This window comes from Micromonospora sp. NPDC005237 (genome assembly GCF_040607775.1).
Lineage (GTDB): Bacteria > Actinomycetota > Actinomycetes > Mycobacteriales > Micromonosporaceae > Micromonospora.
The window spans coordinates 433,818-453,283 of sequence record NZ_JBEXHJ010000003.1; the positions used below are offsets into that span (position 1 = coordinate 433,818).

General features: G+C 67.9%; 19 protein-coding genes and 1 pseudogene. 9 read left to right on the top strand and 11 right to left on the bottom strand.

The annotated features are described in order from the left end of the window. Positions 1-37: 37 nt before the first annotated feature. On the bottom strand, positions 38-952 hold the full coding sequence (locus tag ABZT87_RS10810) for a histone (RefSeq protein ID WP_355135031.1): 915 nt from the start codon (positions 950-952) through the stop codon (positions 38-40). Positions 953-1,034: 82 nt separating this feature from the next. Continuing rightward, the gene (locus tag ABZT87_RS10815; protein WP_354856657.1) at positions 1,035-1,238 is read right to left on the bottom strand and encodes a hypothetical protein; all 204 of its coding nucleotides are present in this window, start codon (positions 1,236-1,238) and stop codon (positions 1,035-1,037) included. 208 nt (positions 1,239-1,446) lie between these two features. Between ABZT87_RS10815 and ABZT87_RS10820 the strand changes: the two genes are divergently transcribed. Beyond that, positions 1,447-2,712, top strand: coding sequence for a M48 family metallopeptidase (locus ABZT87_RS10820; protein ID WP_355135396.1), 1,266 nt, complete (start codon positions 1,447-1,449; stop codon positions 2,710-2,712). Positions 2,713-2,771: 59 nt separating this feature from the next. Beyond that, positions 2,772-3,269, top strand: a complete 498-nt coding sequence (locus ABZT87_RS10825) for an NUDIX domain-containing protein (protein WP_354856656.1) — start codon at positions 2,772-2,774, stop codon at positions 3,267-3,269. A gap of 10 nt (positions 3,270-3,279) precedes the next feature. On the opposite strand, the gene ABZT87_RS10830 is transcribed toward ABZT87_RS10825, so the two are convergent. The 4 genes from ABZT87_RS10830 to ABZT87_RS10845 form a co-directional block, all read right to left on the bottom strand. Further along, a complete protein-coding gene (locus tag ABZT87_RS10830; protein WP_355135033.1) occupies positions 3,280-4,146 on the bottom strand; it encodes an AraC family transcriptional regulator in 867 nt (288 codons plus the stop codon). Between the two features lie 125 nt (positions 4,147-4,271). Continuing rightward, complete coding sequence (locus tag ABZT87_RS10835) at positions 4,272-4,847, bottom strand: GNAT family N-acetyltransferase (RefSeq protein WP_355135035.1); 576 nt, start codon at positions 4,845-4,847, stop codon at positions 4,272-4,274. Between the two features lie 262 nt (positions 4,848-5,109). Next, positions 5,110-6,165 carry a redoxin family protein gene (locus ABZT87_RS10840; RefSeq protein WP_355135037.1) on the bottom strand — a complete coding sequence of 352 codons (1,056 nt, stop codon included), beginning with the start codon at positions 6,163-6,165 and terminating at the stop codon, positions 5,110-5,112. Between the two features lie 6 nt (positions 6,166-6,171). Then, complete coding sequence (locus tag ABZT87_RS10845; protein WP_355135039.1) at positions 6,172-7,398, bottom strand: epoxide hydrolase family protein; 1,227 nt, start codon at positions 7,396-7,398, stop codon at positions 6,172-6,174. A gap of 255 nt (positions 7,399-7,653) precedes the next feature. Here ABZT87_RS10845 and ABZT87_RS10850 point away from each other — a divergent pair, with 255 nt between their 5' ends. Together ABZT87_RS10850 and ABZT87_RS10855 are read left to right on the top strand one after the other, a co-directional pair. After that, positions 7,654-8,583, top strand: coding sequence for an expansin EXLX1 family cellulose-binding protein (locus ABZT87_RS10850; protein WP_355135041.1), 930 nt, complete (start codon positions 7,654-7,656; stop codon positions 8,581-8,583). A 313-nt stretch (positions 8,584-8,896) separates the two neighbouring features. Next, positions 8,897-11,692, top strand: a complete 2,796-nt coding sequence (locus ABZT87_RS10855) for a TIM-barrel domain-containing protein (RefSeq protein WP_355135043.1) — start codon at positions 8,897-8,899, stop codon at positions 11,690-11,692. A gap of 129 nt (positions 11,693-11,821) precedes the next feature. On the opposite strand, the gene ABZT87_RS10860 is transcribed toward ABZT87_RS10855, so the two are convergent. Together ABZT87_RS10860 and ABZT87_RS10865 are read right to left on the bottom strand one after the other, a co-directional pair. Next, positions 11,822-11,998 (bottom strand): hypothetical protein, encoded by a 177-nt coding sequence (locus ABZT87_RS10860; RefSeq protein WP_355135045.1) that lies wholly within the window; start codon positions 11,996-11,998, stop codon positions 11,822-11,824. 95 nt (positions 11,999-12,093) lie between these two features. Beyond that, complete coding sequence (locus ABZT87_RS10865) at positions 12,094-12,360, bottom strand: hypothetical protein (protein WP_354856692.1); 267 nt, start codon at positions 12,358-12,360, stop codon at positions 12,094-12,096. 275 nt (positions 12,361-12,635) lie between these two features. Between ABZT87_RS10865 and ABZT87_RS10870 the strand changes: the two genes are divergently transcribed. The 3 genes from ABZT87_RS10870 (at position 12,636) to ABZT87_RS10880 (ending at position 13,928) form a co-directional block, all read left to right on the top strand. Beyond that, positions 12,636-13,442 carry a helix-turn-helix transcriptional regulator gene (locus tag ABZT87_RS10870; protein WP_354856633.1) on the top strand — a complete coding sequence of 269 codons (807 nt, stop codon included), beginning with the start codon at positions 12,636-12,638 and terminating at the stop codon, positions 13,440-13,442. Further along, positions 13,429-13,620, top strand: a complete 192-nt coding sequence (locus ABZT87_RS10875; protein ID WP_355135047.1) for a DUF397 domain-containing protein — start codon at positions 13,429-13,431, stop codon at positions 13,618-13,620. Before ABZT87_RS10870 ends, ABZT87_RS10875 begins: the two co-directional genes overlap by 14 nt. A 116-nt stretch (positions 13,621-13,736) precedes the next feature. After that, positions 13,737-13,928 (top strand): DUF397 domain-containing protein, encoded by a 192-nt coding sequence (locus ABZT87_RS10880; RefSeq protein ID WP_355064293.1) that lies wholly within the window; start codon positions 13,737-13,739, stop codon positions 13,926-13,928. A 93-nt stretch (positions 13,929-14,021) separates the two neighbouring features. Here ABZT87_RS10880 and ABZT87_RS10885 read toward each other — a convergent pair whose 3' ends face one another. The 3 genes from ABZT87_RS10885 to ABZT87_RS10895 all read right to left on the bottom strand — a co-directional run bounded on the left by ABZT87_RS10885 (position 14,022) and on the right by ABZT87_RS10895 (position 17,682). Beyond that, positions 14,022-14,564 carry a hypothetical protein gene (locus ABZT87_RS10885; protein ID WP_355135049.1) on the bottom strand — a complete coding sequence of 181 codons (543 nt, stop codon included), beginning with the start codon at positions 14,562-14,564 and terminating at the stop codon, positions 14,022-14,024. A gap of 891 nt (positions 14,565-15,455) precedes the next feature. Beyond that, positions 15,456-17,129 (bottom strand): DUF6119 family protein, encoded by a 1,674-nt coding sequence (locus tag ABZT87_RS10890; RefSeq protein WP_355135051.1) that lies wholly within the window; start codon positions 17,127-17,129, stop codon positions 15,456-15,458. 319 nt (positions 17,130-17,448) lie between these two features. After that, positions 17,449-17,682, bottom strand: coding sequence for a hypothetical protein (locus ABZT87_RS10895; RefSeq protein ID WP_355064285.1), 234 nt, complete (start codon positions 17,680-17,682; stop codon positions 17,449-17,451). 154 nt (positions 17,683-17,836) lie between these two features. Here ABZT87_RS10895 and ABZT87_RS10900 point away from each other — a divergent pair. Together ABZT87_RS10900 and ABZT87_RS10905 are read left to right on the top strand one after the other, a co-directional pair. Beyond that, positions 17,837-18,124, top strand: a pseudogene (locus tag ABZT87_RS10900) (transposase); the annotation flags it as partial. Further along, positions 18,121-18,969: an IS3 family transposase gene (locus ABZT87_RS10905; protein ID WP_355135053.1), complete on the top strand. Its 849-nt coding sequence runs from the start codon at positions 18,121-18,123 to the stop codon at positions 18,967-18,969. The pseudogene ABZT87_RS10900 and the gene ABZT87_RS10905, both read left to right, overlap by 4 nt. Positions 18,970-19,466 lie beyond the last annotated feature (497 nt).

A 19,466-nucleotide genomic window follows, 5' to 3' on the forward strand; every position in this document is an offset into this window, starting at 1 on the left:
GAGATCTCCGTGGGTGTCGAGCCGAGGCTGCCTGCGCTCAGCCGGTCGCCTTGCGGGCGGTGCTGCGCGTACCCCGTGGGGTGGTGGCTCCTGCGGCGACCGGGCGGGCGGGCGACTTGCGGGCGGTCACCGTGCGGGCCGGCGCCTTGGCCGCGGTGGTCTTCTTCGCCGGGGCCTTCTTCACCGCCGCCTTGCGGGCGGTGATCGACGAGGTGCCGGTCGCCTTCGCGGCCGGCGCCTTCTTCGCCGGGGCGTTGCGGGCGCCGCCGCTCGGGCGGGTGGAAGCGGTCTTCTTCGCCGCCGCCTTCTTGGCGGGCGCCTTCGTCGCCGCCGTCTTCTTCGCCGGGGCCTTCTTGGCGGCCGTCTTCTTCGCCGTGGACGCCTTGGTCGCGACCTTGCGCGCGGGCGCCTTCGCGGCGGCGGTCGTCCTCTTCGCCGCCGACGCCGTGGTCTTCTTCGCGGCGCTGGTCGTCTTCTTCGCCGTACCCGTCGTCCTGCTCGCGGCGGTGGTGCTCTTGCGCGCTGGTGTCCGCTTCGCGGCGGTGGTCGTCTTGCGGGTGGCCGGCGAGGTCCTGGCCGGAGCCTTCTTCGCCGGAGCCTTCTTCGCCGCCGCGCTGGTCCTGGTCGCGGTCTTCTTCGCCGCAGCTGTCTTCTTCGCCGCCGCTGTCTTCTTCGCCGCAGCGGTCTTGGCGGCGGCGGTCGTGGTGGCGGCCGTCTTGGAGGGAGCGGCCTTCTTCGCCGGGGCCTTCTTCGCCGCCGCGGTGGTCTTCTTGGCCGGGGCACGCCCCGCGCCGCCGGCCGCCTTGCGGGCCGGCGCCTTCGCGGCGCCCGTGGTGGACTTGCGCACGGGGGTGGTCCGGCTCGCCGCCGTGTTGCGCTCCGCCGCGGCGGTCTTCTTCGCGGTGGTGCGTCGGGCGGCCGGACGGGTGGTGGCCTGCTGTGCTTCGGCCATCGTGGTTCCCTCCTCGGGGACGTGCTCTCGCGTGCGTCCTCGCGGAGCACGAACTACCGCGACGCGGGCCGTCCCGCGCCGTCTACCTGTCGTCCCCGGCCCAACGGGCGTCCTCGGCCTCCCACGCCTCGTTCCGCTCCTGCACTCGCTGCAGGGCGTTCTCCGCGTCGGCCGCCGAGTTGTACGGGCCGAGGACGTGCTTCGCCGGACACACGTCGGTGTCCGTCTCGACCCGGTGGTGCCGGGTGCACCAGTAGAACTGCCCATTACGTCCGCTGTCGCTCATGGGAATCACTGTGCACCGCGAACCGGCTGACCGCCACCGGATCACACAAGTCGCCGAACCCTCTCCACAGTAGAGACGCCTACCGCGCTCCGGGCGAAAACACCGAAAGAAGTGCAGGTGGGGGCACTGGGCGCGCGAGAACGCCGGTGACCGAACGGTCGATTCCCGCGTGCGGCGATCCGGGGCAGGATTCGTGGCCGTGATCAACATGGCGACCGGCGCGGGGGCGTGCCCGGGATGCGGAACCACCACCGCATCGCTTCGGGACGCGGTGCCGTGGTGCCCCGGCTGTGAGTGGAACCTGGACGCCTACGACCCCCGGCGGCGCGAGCGCGATTTCGGCTGGACCTGGGTCGACAGGTGGACCCACCGGTTGGCGTTCCAGGCGACCGGGCGGCAGTTCCGGCAGTTGGTTGGCCGCCCGCTCGGTGATGGCGGGTCGAACGGGGCACGGGTGCTGACCGCGGTGGTGTCCCTGCTGCTGGTCGCGGCCGTGCTCGCCCTCGCGGTCGTCGGCGGGTGGCTGATCGTGGCGTTCCCCTTTCCCAACCTGGCGATCGTGCTGGGCGTGGCGATGGTCGGCCTGGCTGTCGCTCTGCGGCCGCGCTTCGGCCGGGTCGACCCGGATCTGGAGGTGCTGTCCCGCGACCGGGCGCCGGAGCTGTTCGGGCTGATCGACGAAGTGGCCGCGTCGATCGGCGCACCAGCGCCGGACGTGGTCGGGGTCGACGGCGACATCAACGCGTACGCGCACGCGGTCGGGGTGCGACGCCGCAGGGTGCTGGGGCTCGGGCTGCCGTTGTGGGGCTCGCTTCCCGCCGGCGAACGGGTGGCGTTGCTCGGGCACGAACTCGGCCACTTCGTCAACGGCGACCCGCGTCGGGGTCTGCTCACCCAACCCGCGTTCACCATGCTCGCGTCGGCCGCCGACCTGTTCCGGCCGGTACGGACCACCATCGGTGCCGGCCTGGTGGAGGTGGTGGGTGACGCGCTGGGCCGCGCGTTCCAGTGGGTGGTGTCCCGGGTGCTGTTCGGCGCGTACCTGGTGCTGGTGAGCGTGGCGCTGCGGGACAGCCAGCGCGCCGAGTACCTGGCCGACGACCTGGCCGCCCGGGTCGCCGGTACGACGGCCGCCACCGGCCTGCTCGACGCCCTGCTGGCCGGCGAGTCGATGGCGTTGGCGGTGCGCGTCCAGACGCGGGCGGGGCACGGCCCGGACCGCTGGCGATCGGCGTTCGCCGAGGCCCGGGCGGCGAGCAGCGACCGGCTGCCGCTGCTGCGCCAACTGTCGGTCCGCGACGAAGCCTCGCTCTTCGCCGCCCACCCGCCGATCGGGCTACGCCGCCGGATGCTCGCCGGACGCCCGTGGCAGGACCCGGCTGTGGTGCTCACCCCCGCCCGGATGGAGCGGATCGACGCCGAGCTGGCCGGGGAGTACGCGCGCTTTCGTCGTACCGTCGCCTGGTCGGGCTGAGCGCGGCGCGGCGCTGCCGGGACGGCGGCGGCCGACCACGCGCGGCCTATGATCGCCCGATGGCGGTACCGGACTACATCGTGGGGATGCGCAAACACGTCGGCCACGACCTGCTGTGGCTGCCCAGCGTCAGCGCGGTGATCCGCAACGACGCCGGCGAGGTGCTGCTCGGCCAGCGCTCCGACGACGGACGGTGGTCGGTGATCAGCGGCTTCGTGGAGCCGGGCGAGCAGCCGGCCACCGCGCTCGTCCGGGAGGTACGGGAGGAGACGGGCCTGGACGTGACGCCGGTACGGCTGTCCAGTGCCGTCTCGCACCCGCACACCTACCCCAACGGGGACCACTGCGAATACCTGAACCTGGGCTTCGTCTGCCGGGTCGTGGCCGGCACCGCCCGGGTCAACGACGACGAGTCGCTGGCCGTGCGGTGGTTCCCGCTCGATCGGCTGCCCGAGTTGGACAAGCACGCGCTGCTGGTCCTCGCCTACGCGCTGCGCGAGAACCCGTCAGCCGGCTACCTCCCGCCCGGCACGACCTGGGACGACGTCCCCGCCTGAGCCGCGCCCGTCAGGCCGCGACGCGCTCGACGGGGATCCACAGTTCGGCGTCCGCCGTGGTCCCGTCCGTGGACACCCGCACCCGGGAGATCTCCGGTCCCGGTCGGCTGCGGTACGGGTTGGACGGGAACCACTGGGTGAAGACGTCCCGCCACAGGTACTGCACGGCCTGCGGGAACGCGCCGGAGGTGGTGAACACCGCCCACGTTCCGGCCGCCACCGGCAGCGCGTCCAGGTCCTCCGGCGGCGTGACGCCGGTGACCGCCCCGTGCCAGTAGTCCAGCTCGCTGCCCTCGGCCCGACCGTCGGCGAGGTTGTCGCTGACGTTGACGACCCCGGCCGGCTCCTGATCGGAGAGCGCCTCGATCCGGGCTGTCGTTCCCGCGTCGATGCTGCGGATGAACGCGACGATCGCCGGGTTCATCCCCTCGTGCACCAGCGGGACGCGGGCCTTGCGCCCCACCAGCGCGAACGCGTCCTTGGTGACGATGCGGTACTCCATGCTGCCACTCCCTTCCACGGTGAGTCGGAAGGACATCCGGGGCTGGGCGCGCAGCGCTGCCCCCGTACGCCGAGCTTCTCCCGGCCCCACGCCGTGCACGGCGTGGAACGCCCGGGCGAACGCCTCGGCCGATCCGTAGCCGTAGCGCACGGCGACGTCGAGCAACGTCCGCTCCCCCGCCAGCACGTCCGCGCCGGCGACGGTGAGCCGGCGCCGACGGATGTACTCCGACAGCGGCATGCCGGCCAGCGCGGAGAACAGCCGCCGGAAGTGGTACTCCGACGTCAGCGCGATCCGCGCCAGGTCGGCCACCTCGATCTGCTGGTCGAGGTGCCGCTCGATGTGCGCCATGGCCTCGTTGAGCCGCTCCAGCACCCGGACCTCCTTCCCCTGACGAGCAGCAACGCTAGGCGGCAGGGCAGGTGGCCCACCCGACATCCGATGCCCGCAACGGTCGGGTGGGCGGGGAGGCAGGGCTGGCAGCCGGCGGCGGCCACGGCTCAGCGGGGTGACTGCTGCATGATCCAGGTGGGCCTGGGCTCCGACAGCGACCCCACCACCTCCCAGCCGGCGCGGCGGTACAGCTCGACGTTGGCGGGGTTGCTGGTCTCCAGGATCGCCGGCAGGCCGTCGGCGGCGGCGCGGGCCAGCCCGGCCCGCATCACCGCGCGGCCCCAGCCGCGTCCGGCGCTGTCCGGGTGGGTGCCGAGGACACCGAGATACCAGAACGGGTACGTCGGCAGGGCCGCGTGCACGGCCTCGTCGTAGCCCTGGACGCGGGCCCGCACGTCAGCGGGGTATCGAGCTTCCGCCGGCGATCCGTGCCCGGCCGCCAGGGATTCGGCCGAGGGCTCCCAGATGGCGACGGACGCACCCCCGCCGATCGTCCAGATCGACGACCGGTGCACCCGCCTGTCGAAGAGATTCCCGAAGAAGGTGGCGGCGTAGCGCGGATAGGTCGCCTCGTCGGGGAACAGGTGCCGCAGGACGGGATCCTTGACGAACGCGGCGACCAGCGAGTCGACCACCGCGGAACGGTCTGCTGGCGTGGCGATGGAGATCTCGGGCGCTGTCACAGCAGGCGACACTATCGCGTGCGGACGCCTTGACCCTGACACGGTGGCAGGACGAAGACTTGCCCTATGGACATCGACAACTACCGACAGCACTACCCGTACAGCGACCCCGGCGGTTCGACGGCTACGACATCGATCCGACGACAGGGCTCTTCGACTCGGCGGCGCGGGTCTGGTCGGCGTACCGGGCCGGGGCGATCGATCCCGACTCCTACGGCGTGAGCCCGGAACTGCCGCTCCACGGCCCGTGGTTCATCCATGACTACGTCCTGCACGAGCTGGCCCATCGGCGCAAGGACGAGTTGCTGCTCTGGGACGGCTTCGGCGCGATGACCGACGACCTCGCCGACGCCGACCTCACCCTCGTGGACGAGATCGCCGCGTTACTGCTCGCCGCCGACGACGGCGACGAGGCCGCGGAGAAGACACTCGCCGACCGGTACGCGACGGACGCCCGCCTACACCCCGGCCCTGAGGTACGCAGGCGGCCGTCCTCCAGGACGCCGTTGCCATCGGCGTCGACGTCGACCCCGTGGGAGGGGCCGGGAGCCTCGCCGTCGAGGAGCACCCGGAACGGGATCGACCGTCCCGCCCCGGGGGCCAGCACGAGATGCGCGTCGCGGGCGTGGAACCGGAAGGCGATGCTGCCGCCGGCTTGATCGACCACGACGTTCTCCGACCCGATCGTCCACTCCCCGGCCAGGGCCCACTGGTTGAGGGCCAGGGCATCGGGGAGGTCGTAGGCGCGGCGTTCGTCGAGCGCGGGGCCGTTCGGCGACGCGAAGTGTTCGCCGCGACTGAACCCGAGGTACGTCTCGGGCGTCCGCAGGTTGCCCCAGTCGGCCTCCGCCTCCGGGCCGAGCCCATCGACGGGTACGGGGTCGCGCTCGACGCCGAGCAGTTGCTGAAGCCTCCGCTCGGACTGCTCGTAGCGCCCCTCTCCGAAGTGCTCGTCGCGGATGACCCCGTCCGTGTCGACGAAGTAGAGCGCGGGCCAGTACTGGTTGTCGAAGGCACGCCAGACCGCGTAGTCGTTGTCGACCGCGACCGGGTAGTCGATCGAGCGCGCCGCGACCGCCCGGCGCACCCAGTCGACCTGATGCTCGAAGGTGAACTCCGGCGTGTGCACCCCGACGACGACGAGGCCGTCGTCGCGGTAGGCCTGCGACCAGGCCCGGACGTACGGCTCCTGGCGCAGCCAGTTGATGCAGGTCAGCGTCCAGAAGTTCACCAGGACGACGCGACCCCGCAGCTCGGCGGGGCCGAGCGGCGCGGAGTTGAGCCACTCGACCGCCCCGTTCAGCGGGGGCAGGTGCACGGCCAACTAGCGAAGCGACCGGAAGGCGGTGCGCACCTCCTCGGAGAAGATCTTCGGCTGCTCCCAGGCCGCGAAGTGCCCGCCCACGTCGAGCTCGTTGAAGTAGATGAGGTTCGGGTACGCCTGCTCCGCCCAACTCTGCGGGGCCTCGTACAGCTCGTCGGGGAAGACGCTCACGGCCACCGGGACGTTGACGCCCTTGGCGGCGAAGAACGAGAGCTTGTTCTCCGCGTACAGGCGGGCCGCCGAGATCGCGGTGTTCGTCAACCAGTAGAGCGAGATGTTGTCCAGGATGTCGTCGCGGGTCAGACCCGCCTGGGCGCCGTCGAAGACCTGCGCGATCAGGGCCAGACTCTTCGCGTCGTGGTCGAGCAGGAAGGCCGCCAGGCCGACCGGAGAGTCCGCCAGCCCGGTCAGCGTCTGCGGACGCGTCGCCATCATCAGGGCGTACGCGACGTGCTTCCAGACGTAGTCCAGTTCGGTGGCCGCGCGCATCTCGTCGTCGGACAGACCCGAGGGCAGTGAGCCCATGGCATTGTTCGCGCCGGTGGTGTCGCCCTGGAACAACAGGTCGATCTCGGGTGGGACCGCGCCGGCCATGTTGGTGTGGATGCCGAGCAGTTCCGGCGGCGCCTGCACGCCCATCTGGTCCACGATGACCGCGCCCCAGTCGCCGCCCTGGGCGACGAACCGCGAGTAGCCGAGGCGCGTCATCAGCTCGGTCCAGGCGGTCGCGATCTTCTGCGGGTTCCAGCCCAGCGCTGTCGGCTTGCCGGAGAAGCCGTGGCCGGGTAGCGACGGGATCACCACGTGGAAGGCGTCCGACGCGCTGCCGCCGTGTGCGGTGGGGTCGGTGAGCGGCTCGATGATCTTCAACTGCTCGATCACCGATCCGGGCCACCCGTGCGTGACGATGAGCGGAAGGGCGTCCTCGTGCTTCGAACGCACGTGGATGAAGTGAATGTCCACCCCGTCGATGGTGGTCATGAACTGCGGTAGGGCGTTCAGCCGTGATTCGACCTTGCGCCAGTCGTACTCATTTTCCCAGTAACGGGCGAGGGCCTGGATCGTCGCGAGTGGCACGCCCTGCGACTGGTCGTCGACGATTTCCTTTTCCGGCCAACGCGTGGCGGCGATCCGTCGTTTCATGTCGTCCAGGTCCGCTTGAGGGATTTCCACCTGGACCGGGCGAATCTCCGTGGTGCCGGGACGTGTCTTCGTCTTGACCGCCATGCGTGCTTCCTCCCTGTCTGAGTTCGCGCCTCGCGAGGGGAATCATCCGGTGAGGGCATTGCCCGGACTTGTGCGCCAATGTCGAGAAGGGCACGCCACCGCCATATCTCGGAGCCTAGAACGCCGCACGCAGGCGCCGTGGCCATACGAGAAGTCACGGCCGCCGCAACGGAGTGCGCCCTCGCCGATCCGGGGCGTGACGGTCCGCTCGACGGCTTTGCGCTGCCGTGGCACGGTACGGCAACATCAGCCGCCGTGACGGCACCAGCCATGGATCCGGAGAACGCCACCCCGGCCGGCGACAACGGCACGCCCCGGTTGAATCGGCGGGTCAGGCACTGGTTGGCTGGCACCGGGATCGCCGCCCTGGCCGCCGTACTCGGCGTCACCCTCGCCGTACGCGGCGGCGCCGCCCCGGCCTGCGCCGCGCCGCCCGCGGGTAACACCGTCCACAAGGGAACGGCGAGCTTCTACGACGCGGGCCGCTCGGGCGGCACCTGCTCCTTCCCGGGCCCTCCCACGGACCGGCTCTACGTGGCCCTCGGCGCCTCGCAGTACGCCGGGGCGGCGGCCTGCGGCAGTTACCTGGATGTCAGCGGCCCGAAGGGCACGGTCCGGGTGATGGTCATGGACCAGTGCGGCGGGTGCGGACCCAGCAAGATCGACCTCTCCGACGAGGCGTTCGCCCGGATCGCCGACCGGGCGCAGGGCATCGCGCAGGTGACGTACCGGGCGGTGGTGGACCCACCGCTCGACGGCGGCCTCACCTTTCGGATGAAGGGCGGCGCGTCGCAGTGGTGGTTCGCCGTGCAGGTCGGCAACCACGGCAACCCGCTGCGCTCGGTCGAGGCGCAGGGGTCGAGCGGGGGCTTTCGCAAGGCGGCCCGCCAGGTCGACAACTACTGGAGCATCGAGGACGGGATCGGCCCCGGGCCGTACACCATCAGGGTCATTGACGTGTACGGCCACCAGACGACCGCCATCGGCATCCGGATGGCGCCGAAGCAGGTCCAACGCACCTCGGCCTCCCTGGTCGCCGCCGTCCCGCCGTCGCCGTCACCTTCGCTTTCGCCTTCGCCCTCGCCTTCGCCTTCGCCTTCGCCGACAGTGGCGGAGTCAGCCGCGCCGACGACGACGGTCGAGGCCCTGGCCGGCGCAGCCCCACTGGCCGCCGCACGCTGCTGACAGGCGGCGGGCGGCGGCCCGCGTCTCGCGGCGCGGCGGACGGCGCGGCGCGGCGCGATCCACTCCAGATCGCCGAGGTGGCGGCATCCGAGCGGCCTGATACCCCCAGATCGCCGACCTGGAGTGGATCATCCCGGGCGTCGGCGTGCGGCGAACCGGTCCGAAGGTGCGGCCGTCGTGCGCGCTGGTGGTCATGCACGGGTGGTGCGCGAAAGAGAGAAGGGACACCGTCCGAGGCCCGTTGACACGCGTTTCCGGCGAGTGACAGCGTTGTCAACGACTTATTTCCTCCATATGAGACGAGGAGCGCATCTTGCTCTATCGGAACTCACCGCGCCGCCGCGCGACAGCAGCCGCCGCAGTCGGCATTCTCAGCACGGGGCTGGCTCTCGCTCCGCCCGGGCCGGCGCAGGCCAGCCACCACCAGGCGCAGGACGCAGCCGTACGGTCGGGCAACGCACGTTTCGAGGTGCTGTCCCCGACCCTGATCCGCACCGAGTACCAGAAGGACGGCCGGTTCACCGACGCCGCCACGTTCAACGCCATCGGGCGCGACGACTTCCCCCGTACGCGTTTCACGAAGCACGTCGAGCACGGCTGGCTCACCATCGACACCGGCGCGATGACGGTGCGGTACCAGGTCGGCTCGGGCGCGTTCACCGCCGACAACCTGACAGTGCGGCTCAAGACCGGTAAGCAGCTCGTGCAGGGCCAGCCCTGGGCCGGCCACACCGCTCCGGCGTGCGCGTTCGGCGCGCTCTGCGAGGCCGAATCACTCCAGTTGAACGGTCCCGGCGTGGCCACCGACCACCGGGGATACACCGGGCGCGGCTTCGCGGCCGGTTTCGCCTCGTCCGGCGACTCGGTCACGTTCGCGCTCGACGCGCCGGAGGGCGGCACGAAGCAGCTCTCGGTCCGCTACGCCAACAGCACCGGCGGCGACGGCCAGAACGTGGCCCGCACCCTGACGGTTCTCATCGACGGCGACGCCGGCCGTACGCTGACGCTGCCGCCCACCGCGAACTGGGACACCTGGGGCCTGGCCAGCGTGCCGGTCGACCTCACCGCGGGTCGGCACGAGATCAGCGTCGTGCGGGGTCCCAACGACTCCGGCAATGTGAACATCGACAGCCTCGCGGTGGTCAACCCGGGTGATCCGTTCCCGGCGCCGGCCGCCCCCGAGCCGCAGTCCCTGCGATTCGGCACGCTGGGAGAGGCCGAGACCGGCACGCTGACCGGCGGCGCGAAGCCCGCGAACGACCACAACGGCGCTTCCGGTACGGGGTTCCTGGCCGGCCTGGAGAGCACCACGTCTGCAGTCGCGCTCACCGTGACGGATGTTCCGTCGCCGGGTGACTACCAGGTGCAGATCCGCTATGCCAACGGCCAGGCCGGCGCCCAGCCGAGCCAGGCGCGCACCATGTCGGTAACGGCCGGAACGGCGGCGCCGGTCACGGCGACCCTCGCGCCGACCAGCGGTTGGGACTACTGGAACACCGTTTCCGTCCCGGTCCACCTCGACCGTGGCACCAACACGGTGACGCTGGGCTGCCCCACGGACGCCAGTTGCAACGTCAACGTCGACACGGTCGCCGTCACGAGCAAGGACTCGCCGCTGCTCGCCCCGCACGCGCCGCTTGGCGGCTACCGCCGGGGTCTGGACGGCGTGACCGGTGCCGCGCTCACCGCCCCGGGTCTGCTCTACCAGGACGGCTGGTACCTGCTCGACGACTCGGCCTCGGCCCTGAGCACCACCAAGCCCCGGCCCGCCGCGGAGCAGGACGGCTACGTCTTCGCGTACGGGCAGGACTTCACCCGTGGTCTGCAGGACCTGTCCACCCTGACCGGGCCCACCAAGCTGCTGCCGAAGTGGGCGTACGGGGTGTGGTACTCCGAGTACTACGACCGCACCGCCACCGAATTCCAGGACCTGGTGGCCCGGGCGAGGGCTGAGGGCGTACCCATGGATGTTCTTGTCCTTGACACGGACATCAAGGCGCCGGACAAGTGGAACGGCTGGAGCATCGACCCCACCCGCATCCCTGACCCGAAGGCGTTCTTCGACTGGGCCAGGAAGCAGGGCCTGCACACCGGCATCAACATCCACCCGAGCATCCTCGGCTCGGACCCGAAGTTCGCCCAGGCGCAGGCCACCGCGAAGGGCAAGCTCCAGCGCGTCGGCTGCAACGGCGGGCCCGACTGCTACGCGTTCGACTTCGGCGACCCGGACCAGCTCAAGGCATATATGCAGCTGCACGACGGGATGATCCCGAAGGGCACCAAGGGCCCGGACCTCTGGTGGCTGGACTGGTGCTGCGACAACACGAAGTCCTCCCTCGCCGGGGTGACGGCTGACGCGTGGATCAACCAGCAGTACGCCGACAAGACCGGCTTCGCGTTCTCCCGCGCGTACGGCTCGTTGCAGGCCGGTGGCTACGGCAGCCCGACCCCGGTGGCGACCGGCCCATGGGCCGACAAGCGCACCACGCTGCACTTCACCGGCGACACCACCTCCGACTGGTCGACCCTGCAGATGGAGGTCGGCTACACGCCGGGTGAGTCGGCCGCGACCGGGCTGGCCGCGGTCAGCCACGACATCGGCGGACACACCGGCGGCCTGCGAGAGCCGGGCAGCGAACCGGGCAGCACCAAGCTGCCCGACGACCTGTACGCCCGGTGGGTGCAGTTCGGCACGTTCCAGCCGATCGACCGGCTGCACTCCAACCACAGCGACCGGCTGCCCTGGCAGTACGGCCCGGCGGCGAACGCGTCGGCCAAGAAGTTCCTGAACCTGCGCAAGGAACTGCAGCCGTACACCTACGCCGCCGCCAAGGAGGCCACCCGCACGGGTACGCCCATCGTCCGGTCGATGTACCTGGCGTACCCCAATGAGCAGGCCGCGTACGCCACCGCCGGTTCGCAGTACCTCTACGGCCCGGACTACCTGGTGGCACCGGTGACGACGCCGGGCACCACCGCCACGACGTCGGTGTGGTTCCCGCCAGGCAACAGCTGGACCGACATCTCCACCGGGAAGACGTACCGGGGCGGCACCACGCAGAACATCACCACCACGCTGGACACCATGCCGGTGTTCAAGAAGCACTAGACGAGTAGATCCTTACCTGGCTGGAGCTGTAGGCGCAGGCGGCGGTAACCGTCGGTAGCCTCCGTCGGGGCGGTTGCGACATTGAGCGGTATACCTCAGAGGTATGAATATGACTCTGAGGTATACCGCTCAGAGCCGATGTGACCGGCGACGCCGACGGGCGAGGGACATCCAGCCGAGGAACCGGGCGTGGAGCGTGGGTAGATCAGGGCGCAACCCCAGGTCGTACGCGTCGTCGATCGCCTCCCGCATGGACGCGGCCAGGTAGAACGCCAGGGCGATCGAATGACCGTAGAACTCGGCCACGAGGGCGAGCCGAGCCGGCCCGCACGGCCAGGGCGCGGCGCAGTTGCGACACCGCCACGCCGGGCGCACCGGCAGGTGCGGGCGAGGGCGCGCGATCATCCGACCCGCACCGGGTCTCGCCGGCGTTTGGCTGGCCTGATCGGTGCGACGGGCAGGGCCTGCCACCGCACGCCGGCTCGCCTCACGTACAGCTCGCGCCGCGCCACCGCGTCGCCCGCCGCGTTCAGCTGGTAACCCTCGATCCAGACCCACCCGTCGTACGTGTGCCGCTCGGGCAACTCGCGGATGACACGTACGAAGATCGGGCGCAGAAACTGCACGCTGGCCGCAGTGGTCAGGTGGACCACATCCCCGGCCTTCATCTTGCCGATCTCCTGGGGTTTGTCGTCGGGCACGGTCTTCCCCTTGGCGCCGTTGGGAGGGTGCCGCTCCCGTGAGTGCTCGCCCGTCGGGAGCGGCCCCGCTACGAACGCGACCGCCGGGTTTCGTCGTCCCTACCGGCCGCGCCGCCTGGTGACACTCTGCTGCCAGGCCACTACGCTCGGAAGGCGTTCCAGGTGTCCGGGCCGGAGCTGGCGGGAGAGGCCCCAGGGGTGTGGCACCTCGGGTAGTCGATCTCCGATTTGAGGAGCGTTGAATGGCTGACGTGCCCAGTCCCCTCGCGGACTTCATCGTGAGCGAGATCCGCCGTGCTCGTGGAGCATCCGGGATGACGCAGGAGTCGTTCGGCCGGGCGGCGGGCTTCAGCGCTTCGCATGTCAGCGCCGTGGAGAGCGGTACCCGAGCGCTGACGATGGACTTCATCCGGGGAGCGGACCGCGCCTTCAACAACGACGGGTTGTTCGGACGCCTGGTGGTGAAACTCGGCGCACCGTCATGGTTTCTGCCGTGGCTGGACGCCGAGCGTGGCGCGCGACAGCTTTGTCTCTTCGAGCCACTACTGATCCCGGGCCTACTCCAGACCGAGAACTACGCCCGCGTCGTGATGCGCTTGAACGACCTCATGTCGGCCACCGAGGTCGACCAGCAGGTAAGCGCTCGCATGAGCCGACACAAGATCCTCACCGGCGATAGCCCTCCGCAGGTGGTGGCCGTGCTGGATGAGTCCACGCTCCGCCGCGCCGGCGATGAGCACGCCGGCATCATGGCCGAGCAGGTCGCTCACCTCATCACCGTCGCCGAGTTGCCGCACGTTCACATCCACGTGATCCCGGCCGGCGCTGGCCTCCATATCGGGCTGTCCGGGCCGTTCGCGCTGGCGCGGGCTGGCGACGGGTCCTGGGTCGGGCACCTCGAAAATCAGCTAGGCGGGATCGTGGTCGACAACGAAGATGGGTTACATACTCTCCAGACGAGGTGGGAGAACGTGAGGAACGAAGCACTCCCGCGCCGACAGTCCAACGAGTTGATGAAGGAAGTGCACAGCCATCATGGACCTCACTAACGCCACCTGGCGCAAGTCCCGGCGCAGCGGATCGTCGGGGGGCAACTGCGTCGAAGTTGCTGACAACCTGCCCGGCGTCATCGGTGTCCGAGACAGCAAGGATCCTGCGGGCCCGATCCTGGCCTTCGCCCCGGCAGCCTGGCGGGCGTTCGTCGCCCAGGTCGCCGGGCGGCCGTAACTATAGTCAGGCGCGCGAGCCCTTTGCGCCGGATCAATGCGCCGCGTTCGACCATGGCTCAAATCGCCGCGCTACCGCGCCGTTAGTCCACCTGCTGAAGGAAGTTGAGAGCCATCATGGACCTCAGTAACGCCCGGTGGCGCAAGTCCACCCGCAGCGGCGCGAGCGGCGGCAACTGCGTCGAGGTGGCGCGCAACCTGCCCGGTGTCGTGGCGGTACGCGACTCGAAAGACGCTGCCGGTCCGGCACTGACCTTCACCCCGGCAGCCTGGGCCAGGTTCGTCGCCCAGGTCGCTGGGCGGCCGTAGCGCCGCGACGCACTACGGCCTCACCCGGCGCATCGGGGAGTCCACAAACCGGGCGGGTTCCCCACATACACAACTGCGGCCCACTACCGCTGATCAGCATGCGTCCTTTCCGAGACTCGCGAACTCATCGACAGATACGCTTCTCTGCACCTCGCCGTTGCCCACAATTTCGGTGATCAGAACCGATCCGGGCCGCATGTCTTCCAATTCAGTAAGCCGGAAGGTCACCGAACGCGAGGTGAAGCTGCTGTCGCTGGCGACACCGAACAGCTGGAAGGCCGCGTTCGGGCTGGGGGCCGGGTCACGTGGGAAGCCCTCCAGAGGCACCGTCGTCGGCGAGGTCGCCGCACGCGGTACGGCGTACCGTCGTCCCGGCCAGTAGGGCCAGCTCGTGGAAGTCGCCACGGCGGACGGGGATGGCGAGATCGACGCCCGTTCGGCAAAGAACATAACAACGTCTGGCGGACGGTCCGCGCACCAGGACAAAACCGCAACGGGCTGCCCATCGGCATCCACGCCCACGCCGGTAACGCCTTTGATCTCAGGCGTGCAAGCGGTCAACCCGGCCAGCACGAGAATGGCAGCCGCCAGCAAGACACTGAGCCGCCGCGCCTTCAGCAGCATTTGAACGGCCATGCCCGACGGTCGCAGCGCCGCGTCAACCTGCGACCCCAACTCCGTCACAGACTGATGACGATTAGTGACCCCCGGTCTGTAGCCCGAACAGGTTGTCGAGCACCTTCCTCTGCCACCTCGACAGAACTGCCGAGGTGGCAGCTGAGAGCCTGGAGCTGACGCACCACCCGTCGTCAGTCCTCGTCGAGGAGGCCTCTGTCCCGGTCCCAGAGCAGCCCTTGATGACCGTGGCCGCCGCCTGGCGCTCGTCGCAGGCCCTCAAGCGCCTCAACCAGCGGTGAACCATGCTGACTCCTCAGCGGCAGCCAGAGCCCTCGTTCCCCGTCCTGATGGCTGGCTACGTCATCGACTTCCATCACCGGTCAGTCTGCTCGAAGTGCTCTGACGACGGATGCCCGCGACTGACGGCGGCCGGCGAGACCCTACGCGCCTGGAGGTACCGGAAGAGCCGACGTGAAGGCCGGTGACGTGTTGTATCTGACCACTTCAGCAAGCCCACAGTTCGCACAACCGATCCTCTGCCGCCTGATTAAAATCCGCAGGGATCTCCACACTTATGACGGGTGGGTGTGGCTTGACGGGCTACCAACTGCACCAAGAAGGCGAAGCTATAGCCCGCAGGGAGTTGTTTGCTCTTAGAAAGGGCGTGCAGATACTGCCATTGGACAACGAAAAGCCCCACCAATAGCAGTTTGAAGCCCTCAAGGCACCGGGAGATGGACCAACCTGAACTGTACTCGCCGGCCCTCCGCCTCAACTCCCATCCAGGCCGCTAGAGGCACACACCGGATCTTCGCGCCTAACGTGCCGCCGCGCCGCTCGACCCGATTGCGATCCACCACCGCTGGCTTCGAAGATGAGCAAATTCCAACCATCGAGCTATTTGCGCCCCTAAAAGAGCCGCGGTCTTTCGCTGCGATCGTCACCACGACGTATCACCCTGTCTTTACCTGCACTCCGACGGGTGGATGGGACCACCCCAGGCTTAACAAGATCGATCTTCGCTAGCGCGACACCCAGTCCAGCGCCACGGATAGCACGCTCAGCAAGGTCAAGATTGACCTTGCTGAAAAAGAACAGTGAATCCGCAAGCTTTCCAGGCTTGTCAGTAGCTATTGCAAAAACAATCTTCCAGTCCCCCAAGGCTCCCACCCTGGTAGCCTGAGCCATTTTGTTGAAGTGTTGTAGAACAGCGCTCTGATACTGCCTACTGTCGCTAAAGAGTCGAGCCGAAACCGCACCCTGCGCAAAAAGGTGAGAAAGCGTAGGCGAGGACTCTTTCATTTTCTTCACACAAATCAGCTCCTTGCGACGCGTCAGCAGATCGCAAATTTCTACTTTTAGATTCCTTCCTCCTTTGCTGTAGAAAAGGGACTGATCCAAAACCACGTGGTCGATGTTACTACCCAACGCCTCGAGATTGTAATCGCCTTCATCTTCCGCTCCAGCAAACCAGGAGCGCAGCGACAATTCTTCAGTCAGGTCAGGAATTCGCCGGATCCGTTCCTGCAGGCCCGCAAGGTGGTCTCTATCGATGCGATACCATGCGCCAGCGCATGGCGCATAAATCCCCTCGCCTAGCTCCACCTCTGCCACAACGTAGGGCATGAGCGAGGTCTTAACAGGCTTCTCGACGCCCTCGTAAAAGGCATGAACTTGAACTGATGCCATCGGATCGGGGATGTCCCATTGAGAAACGGCCCCCAAGACGGCATCCTTGTTTATCTCACCTTGAACTTGGTAAGACTTGCGACCCCATTTAAGAAGAACACGATCAGGCCTGGCCAGCCGATCCGAGTCGGGATTCATAAATTCGATGTCCTCGCCACCCGACAGGATCTTCTTATCCAACTCCGCTTTAAGTTTCAAGTGGAGTTCGCCTCTTGTGCGGGGAACGCGAGTAAAGTAATCCAAGAACGGAAACTTCTCTTTGTACTCCCGCGAATCATACGCCGCGATTACTTCATCAAGCTTCTCCGGCAACGATCTATAACTAAAGGACTTCATCGTGAGCCGTAGGGAATCACCCCCCGCCACACCCGTGCCAAGCTCTTCTGGTGGCTTTCCTTCTAAGTATCGAACGAGATCAGCGGTGGGTTCGATGCCAAGCTTGTGCAGAGAGCCAGCCGACGGCATCGAGATAACTTGACTTCGTCCCGAGCCGACGATCGCCCGTGTATCTACACCCCTCAGCGCTTCAGGGTCAACTACATTCGCCGCCACCCTCAGGCCAAATCCAGCCTCAATCGAACTTGAATCAACCGCGTGACGACCTGTGCCGTAGACGAGCAGGAAGCGGTGGCCGCTTCGCTCTATTCGGACTACCGCCCCTGTGCTCTGATTCTTGAGCCCAATTATTTCCTCTGCAGCCTGGTCGAGCGCCAAAAGCATCAAGTCTTTCTGCCATTTGGGTACATTAACCTTGGCAGTCTTAACGTACAGGCCGATCTCTAGGCCAACTATCTCCTTGACGGGGACTGGCTTATATTCCTCGTCGACCACAGCCCTGAGACCCCAATCACCCTCGTCGAGATCATCGCGAAGCTTGAATAGGACTAGATCCACTTCCCCTCCCAACGACAAGGAATAGGCCAGGCTAACGGACCAGTCGTAGTCGGTGAAGGATGCGATCGCCCTTCAGTCGGATTAATGACGGCGCTCTTGACGGCTCGCCAACGCCAAACGCACAACCGCGCTGTGGCAATGGAGCCAGCGGACAAGTCCACCCCACCGATCCGCCCTGGTCATCCATCCTGGGGCATCCATCCTGGGCGAGGAATTGCCGAATAGGCCTGTTGTAGATCAAGGCACCGCGCTCCGCGCGGTGCGGGCGGCAAGCCCGGCCGGCGGCAAGCCGCCGGGAAACCGCCCCCACGGTCGGATCTCAGCGCAGCGCGAGTTCGTCCGGGAAGCGCTCATGAAGCGCGGCGACCGCATCCTTCAGGCAGTAGTCGAGGCTGTGGCCGTCGACCCTGATCGACGCGCCGTCGAGCCCCTGACCCGAGATCACCACGGTCCAGGGCTTGCGCTCCCGCTCCCCGTCAATCTTGACCAGCCCGACCAGACCCATCTCCCCCAGGTGCTCCAGCACCTCCAGCACGCACTCGTCCCACCTCATCCACGAATGGGACCACCAAGACCGCTACGGAAGCCAGCCGGTCGGTCCGGTCGTGCGTCAGGGCTTCTGAGCCACCCCCGCTTTATGGAGCTTCTTGACCATGGCCTGATGGCCATGGGGAGGAAGTCGTCCGTGGCAGCACCGAAGAAGTACCCCGACGAGCTACGTCCGCGCTGTGCGCTTGTACCGCGAGTCGGACCCGAAGCCGGTGATCCGGCGCCTGGCCGAGCAGCTGGGCGTGCATCACGAGGCATTGCGGAACTGGATCCGCCAAGCCGAGGCCGACGCCGGCGAGCGTCACGACCGGCCGACCAGCAAGATGGCTGAGGAGAACCGCCAGCTGCGCAGAGAAGTCACCGAGCTGCGGCGGGCGAACGAGATCCTGAAAGCGGCGAGCGCGTATTTCGCGGCGGAGCTCGGCCCGACCCGGCGACGGTCATGACGTTCATTTATGAACACCGTGACCAGTTCGCGGTCGCGCTCCTGCTACGGGTCCTGAACATCGGCGCCTCGACCTACTACGCGTGGGTCAGGCAGGCCGAGCAGCCCTGCGACCGCGACGTGGTCGACCTGGGCCTGTTGTCGAACATCTACGAGATCTGGGAGACCTCCGGACGCACCTACGGCGCGGACCGGGTGCATCGGCAGCTACGCCGTGACGGCATCGGTGTGGGTCGCAAACGCGTCGAGCGGTTGATGGCGGCCCACGGCTGGCAGGGTGCGTTCCTGCGTCGCGGCTGGCGGGGCGGCTCCACCCGGCAGGATCCACGGCACACGCCGGCGCCGGATCTGGTCAACCGGCAGTTCACCGCGGCCGGGCCGAACCGGCTCTGGGTCGCCGACGCCACCCGCATCCCCTGCGGCGAGGGCGTGTTCTGGCTCGCCGCGGTCCGTGACGTCTTCTCCCGCCGGATCGTCGGTTGGAAGACCGCCGACCGCTGCGACACCGACCTGATCCTCGCCGCACTCGAATACGGCATCTGGTCGCGCGACGTCCGCGACGGGCAGCTGATCCACCACTCGGACAGGGGATCGAACTACACGTCGTTTCGCTTCGCGCAACGCTTACAGGACAACGGGATCCTGCCGTCGATGGGCTCCGTCGGCGACTCCTACGACAACGCGCTGATGGAGAACTTCTGGTCAACGCTGAAGATCGAACTCGTCTACCGCACGAGCTGGCGGACCCGCGACGAGGCCGAGAACGCGATTTTCGCCTACATCGACGGGTGGTACAACACCCGCCGCATCCAGAAGGAACTGGGCTACCTCAGCCCGGACGAGTAGGAGACCGCCTGGCACAGCCGCCAGACGCAACCAGCCGAGCCACCTATCGCCATCCCTGCACCAGCCGGGAGCAGGTAACCACCGCTCCATCAAAGCGGGGGAACTCATTCGCACCTCGGATTCCAGCTTTGACCGATAGGCGCGTTTCCGTCGAAGGACCGGGTCGTTTACCAAGGTTGGGTACGCTTGAGGTCGCGGATGCCGCGTTGAGCCGCAAACCCTGCTCTGTTTGGACGCCAGCACTACGGGTAGGCCTCGACTGTGGGTGGTAGCTGCCGTTAACGCGGGCATGGTACGGTGCCGTCCTTCGGACGCGATCTTTAGGCAGCGCGCACATCGCCGTGCGGCATGCAGTCGTTAGCCGCGGGCAACCAGAGGCTACCGGAATGGTTAGGGGGTAGCGGTGGCACTCTTTCCAGGTCACCGCCCAAACGGCACTGTCTCGGCCGTTACGCCCAAAGTCGCCCAAACCCCTCTGGTCGATGCTATCGCTACCG

Bases quoted from the DNA above. Each gene is read 5' to 3' on its own strand.
- ABZT87_RS10810 (WP_355135031.1), bottom strand. From the start codon at position 952: ATGGCCGAAGCACAGCAGGCCACCACCCGTCCGGCCGCCCGACGCACC.
- ABZT87_RS10815 (WP_354856657.1), bottom strand. From the start codon at position 1,238: ATGAGCGACAGCGGACGTAATGGGCAGTTCTACTGGTGCACCCGGCAC.
- ABZT87_RS10820 (WP_355135396.1), top strand. From the start codon at position 1,447: ATGGCGACCGGCGCGGGGGCGTGCCCGGGATGCGGAACCACCACCGCA.
- ABZT87_RS10825 (WP_354856656.1), top strand. From the start codon at position 2,772: ATGGCGGTACCGGACTACATCGTGGGGATGCGCAAACACGTCGGCCAC.
- ABZT87_RS10845 (WP_355135039.1), bottom strand. From the start codon at position 7,398: ATGGCGGTCAAGACGAAGACACGTCCCGGCACCACGGAGATTCGCCCG.
- ABZT87_RS10865 (WP_354856692.1), bottom strand. From the start codon at position 12,360: ATGAAGGCCGGGGATGTGGTCCACCTGACCACTGCGGCCAGCGTGCAG.
- ABZT87_RS10870 (WP_354856633.1), top strand. From the start codon at position 12,636: ATGGCTGACGTGCCCAGTCCCCTCGCGGACTTCATCGTGAGCGAGATC.
- ABZT87_RS10875 (WP_355135047.1), top strand. From the start codon at position 13,429: ATGGACCTCACTAACGCCACCTGGCGCAAGTCCCGGCGCAGCGGATCG.
- ABZT87_RS10880 (WP_355064293.1), top strand. From the start codon at position 13,737: ATGGACCTCAGTAACGCCCGGTGGCGCAAGTCCACCCGCAGCGGCGCG.
- ABZT87_RS10885 (WP_355135049.1), bottom strand. From the start codon at position 14,564: ATGGCCGTTCAAATGCTGCTGAAGGCGCGGCGGCTCAGTGTCTTGCTG.
- ABZT87_RS10895 (WP_355064285.1), bottom strand. From the start codon at position 17,682: ATGAGGTGGGACGAGTGCGTGCTGGAGGTGCTGGAGCACCTGGGGGAG.
- ABZT87_RS10905 (WP_355135053.1), top strand. From the start codon at position 18,121: ATGACGTTCATTTATGAACACCGTGACCAGTTCGCGGTCGCGCTCCTG.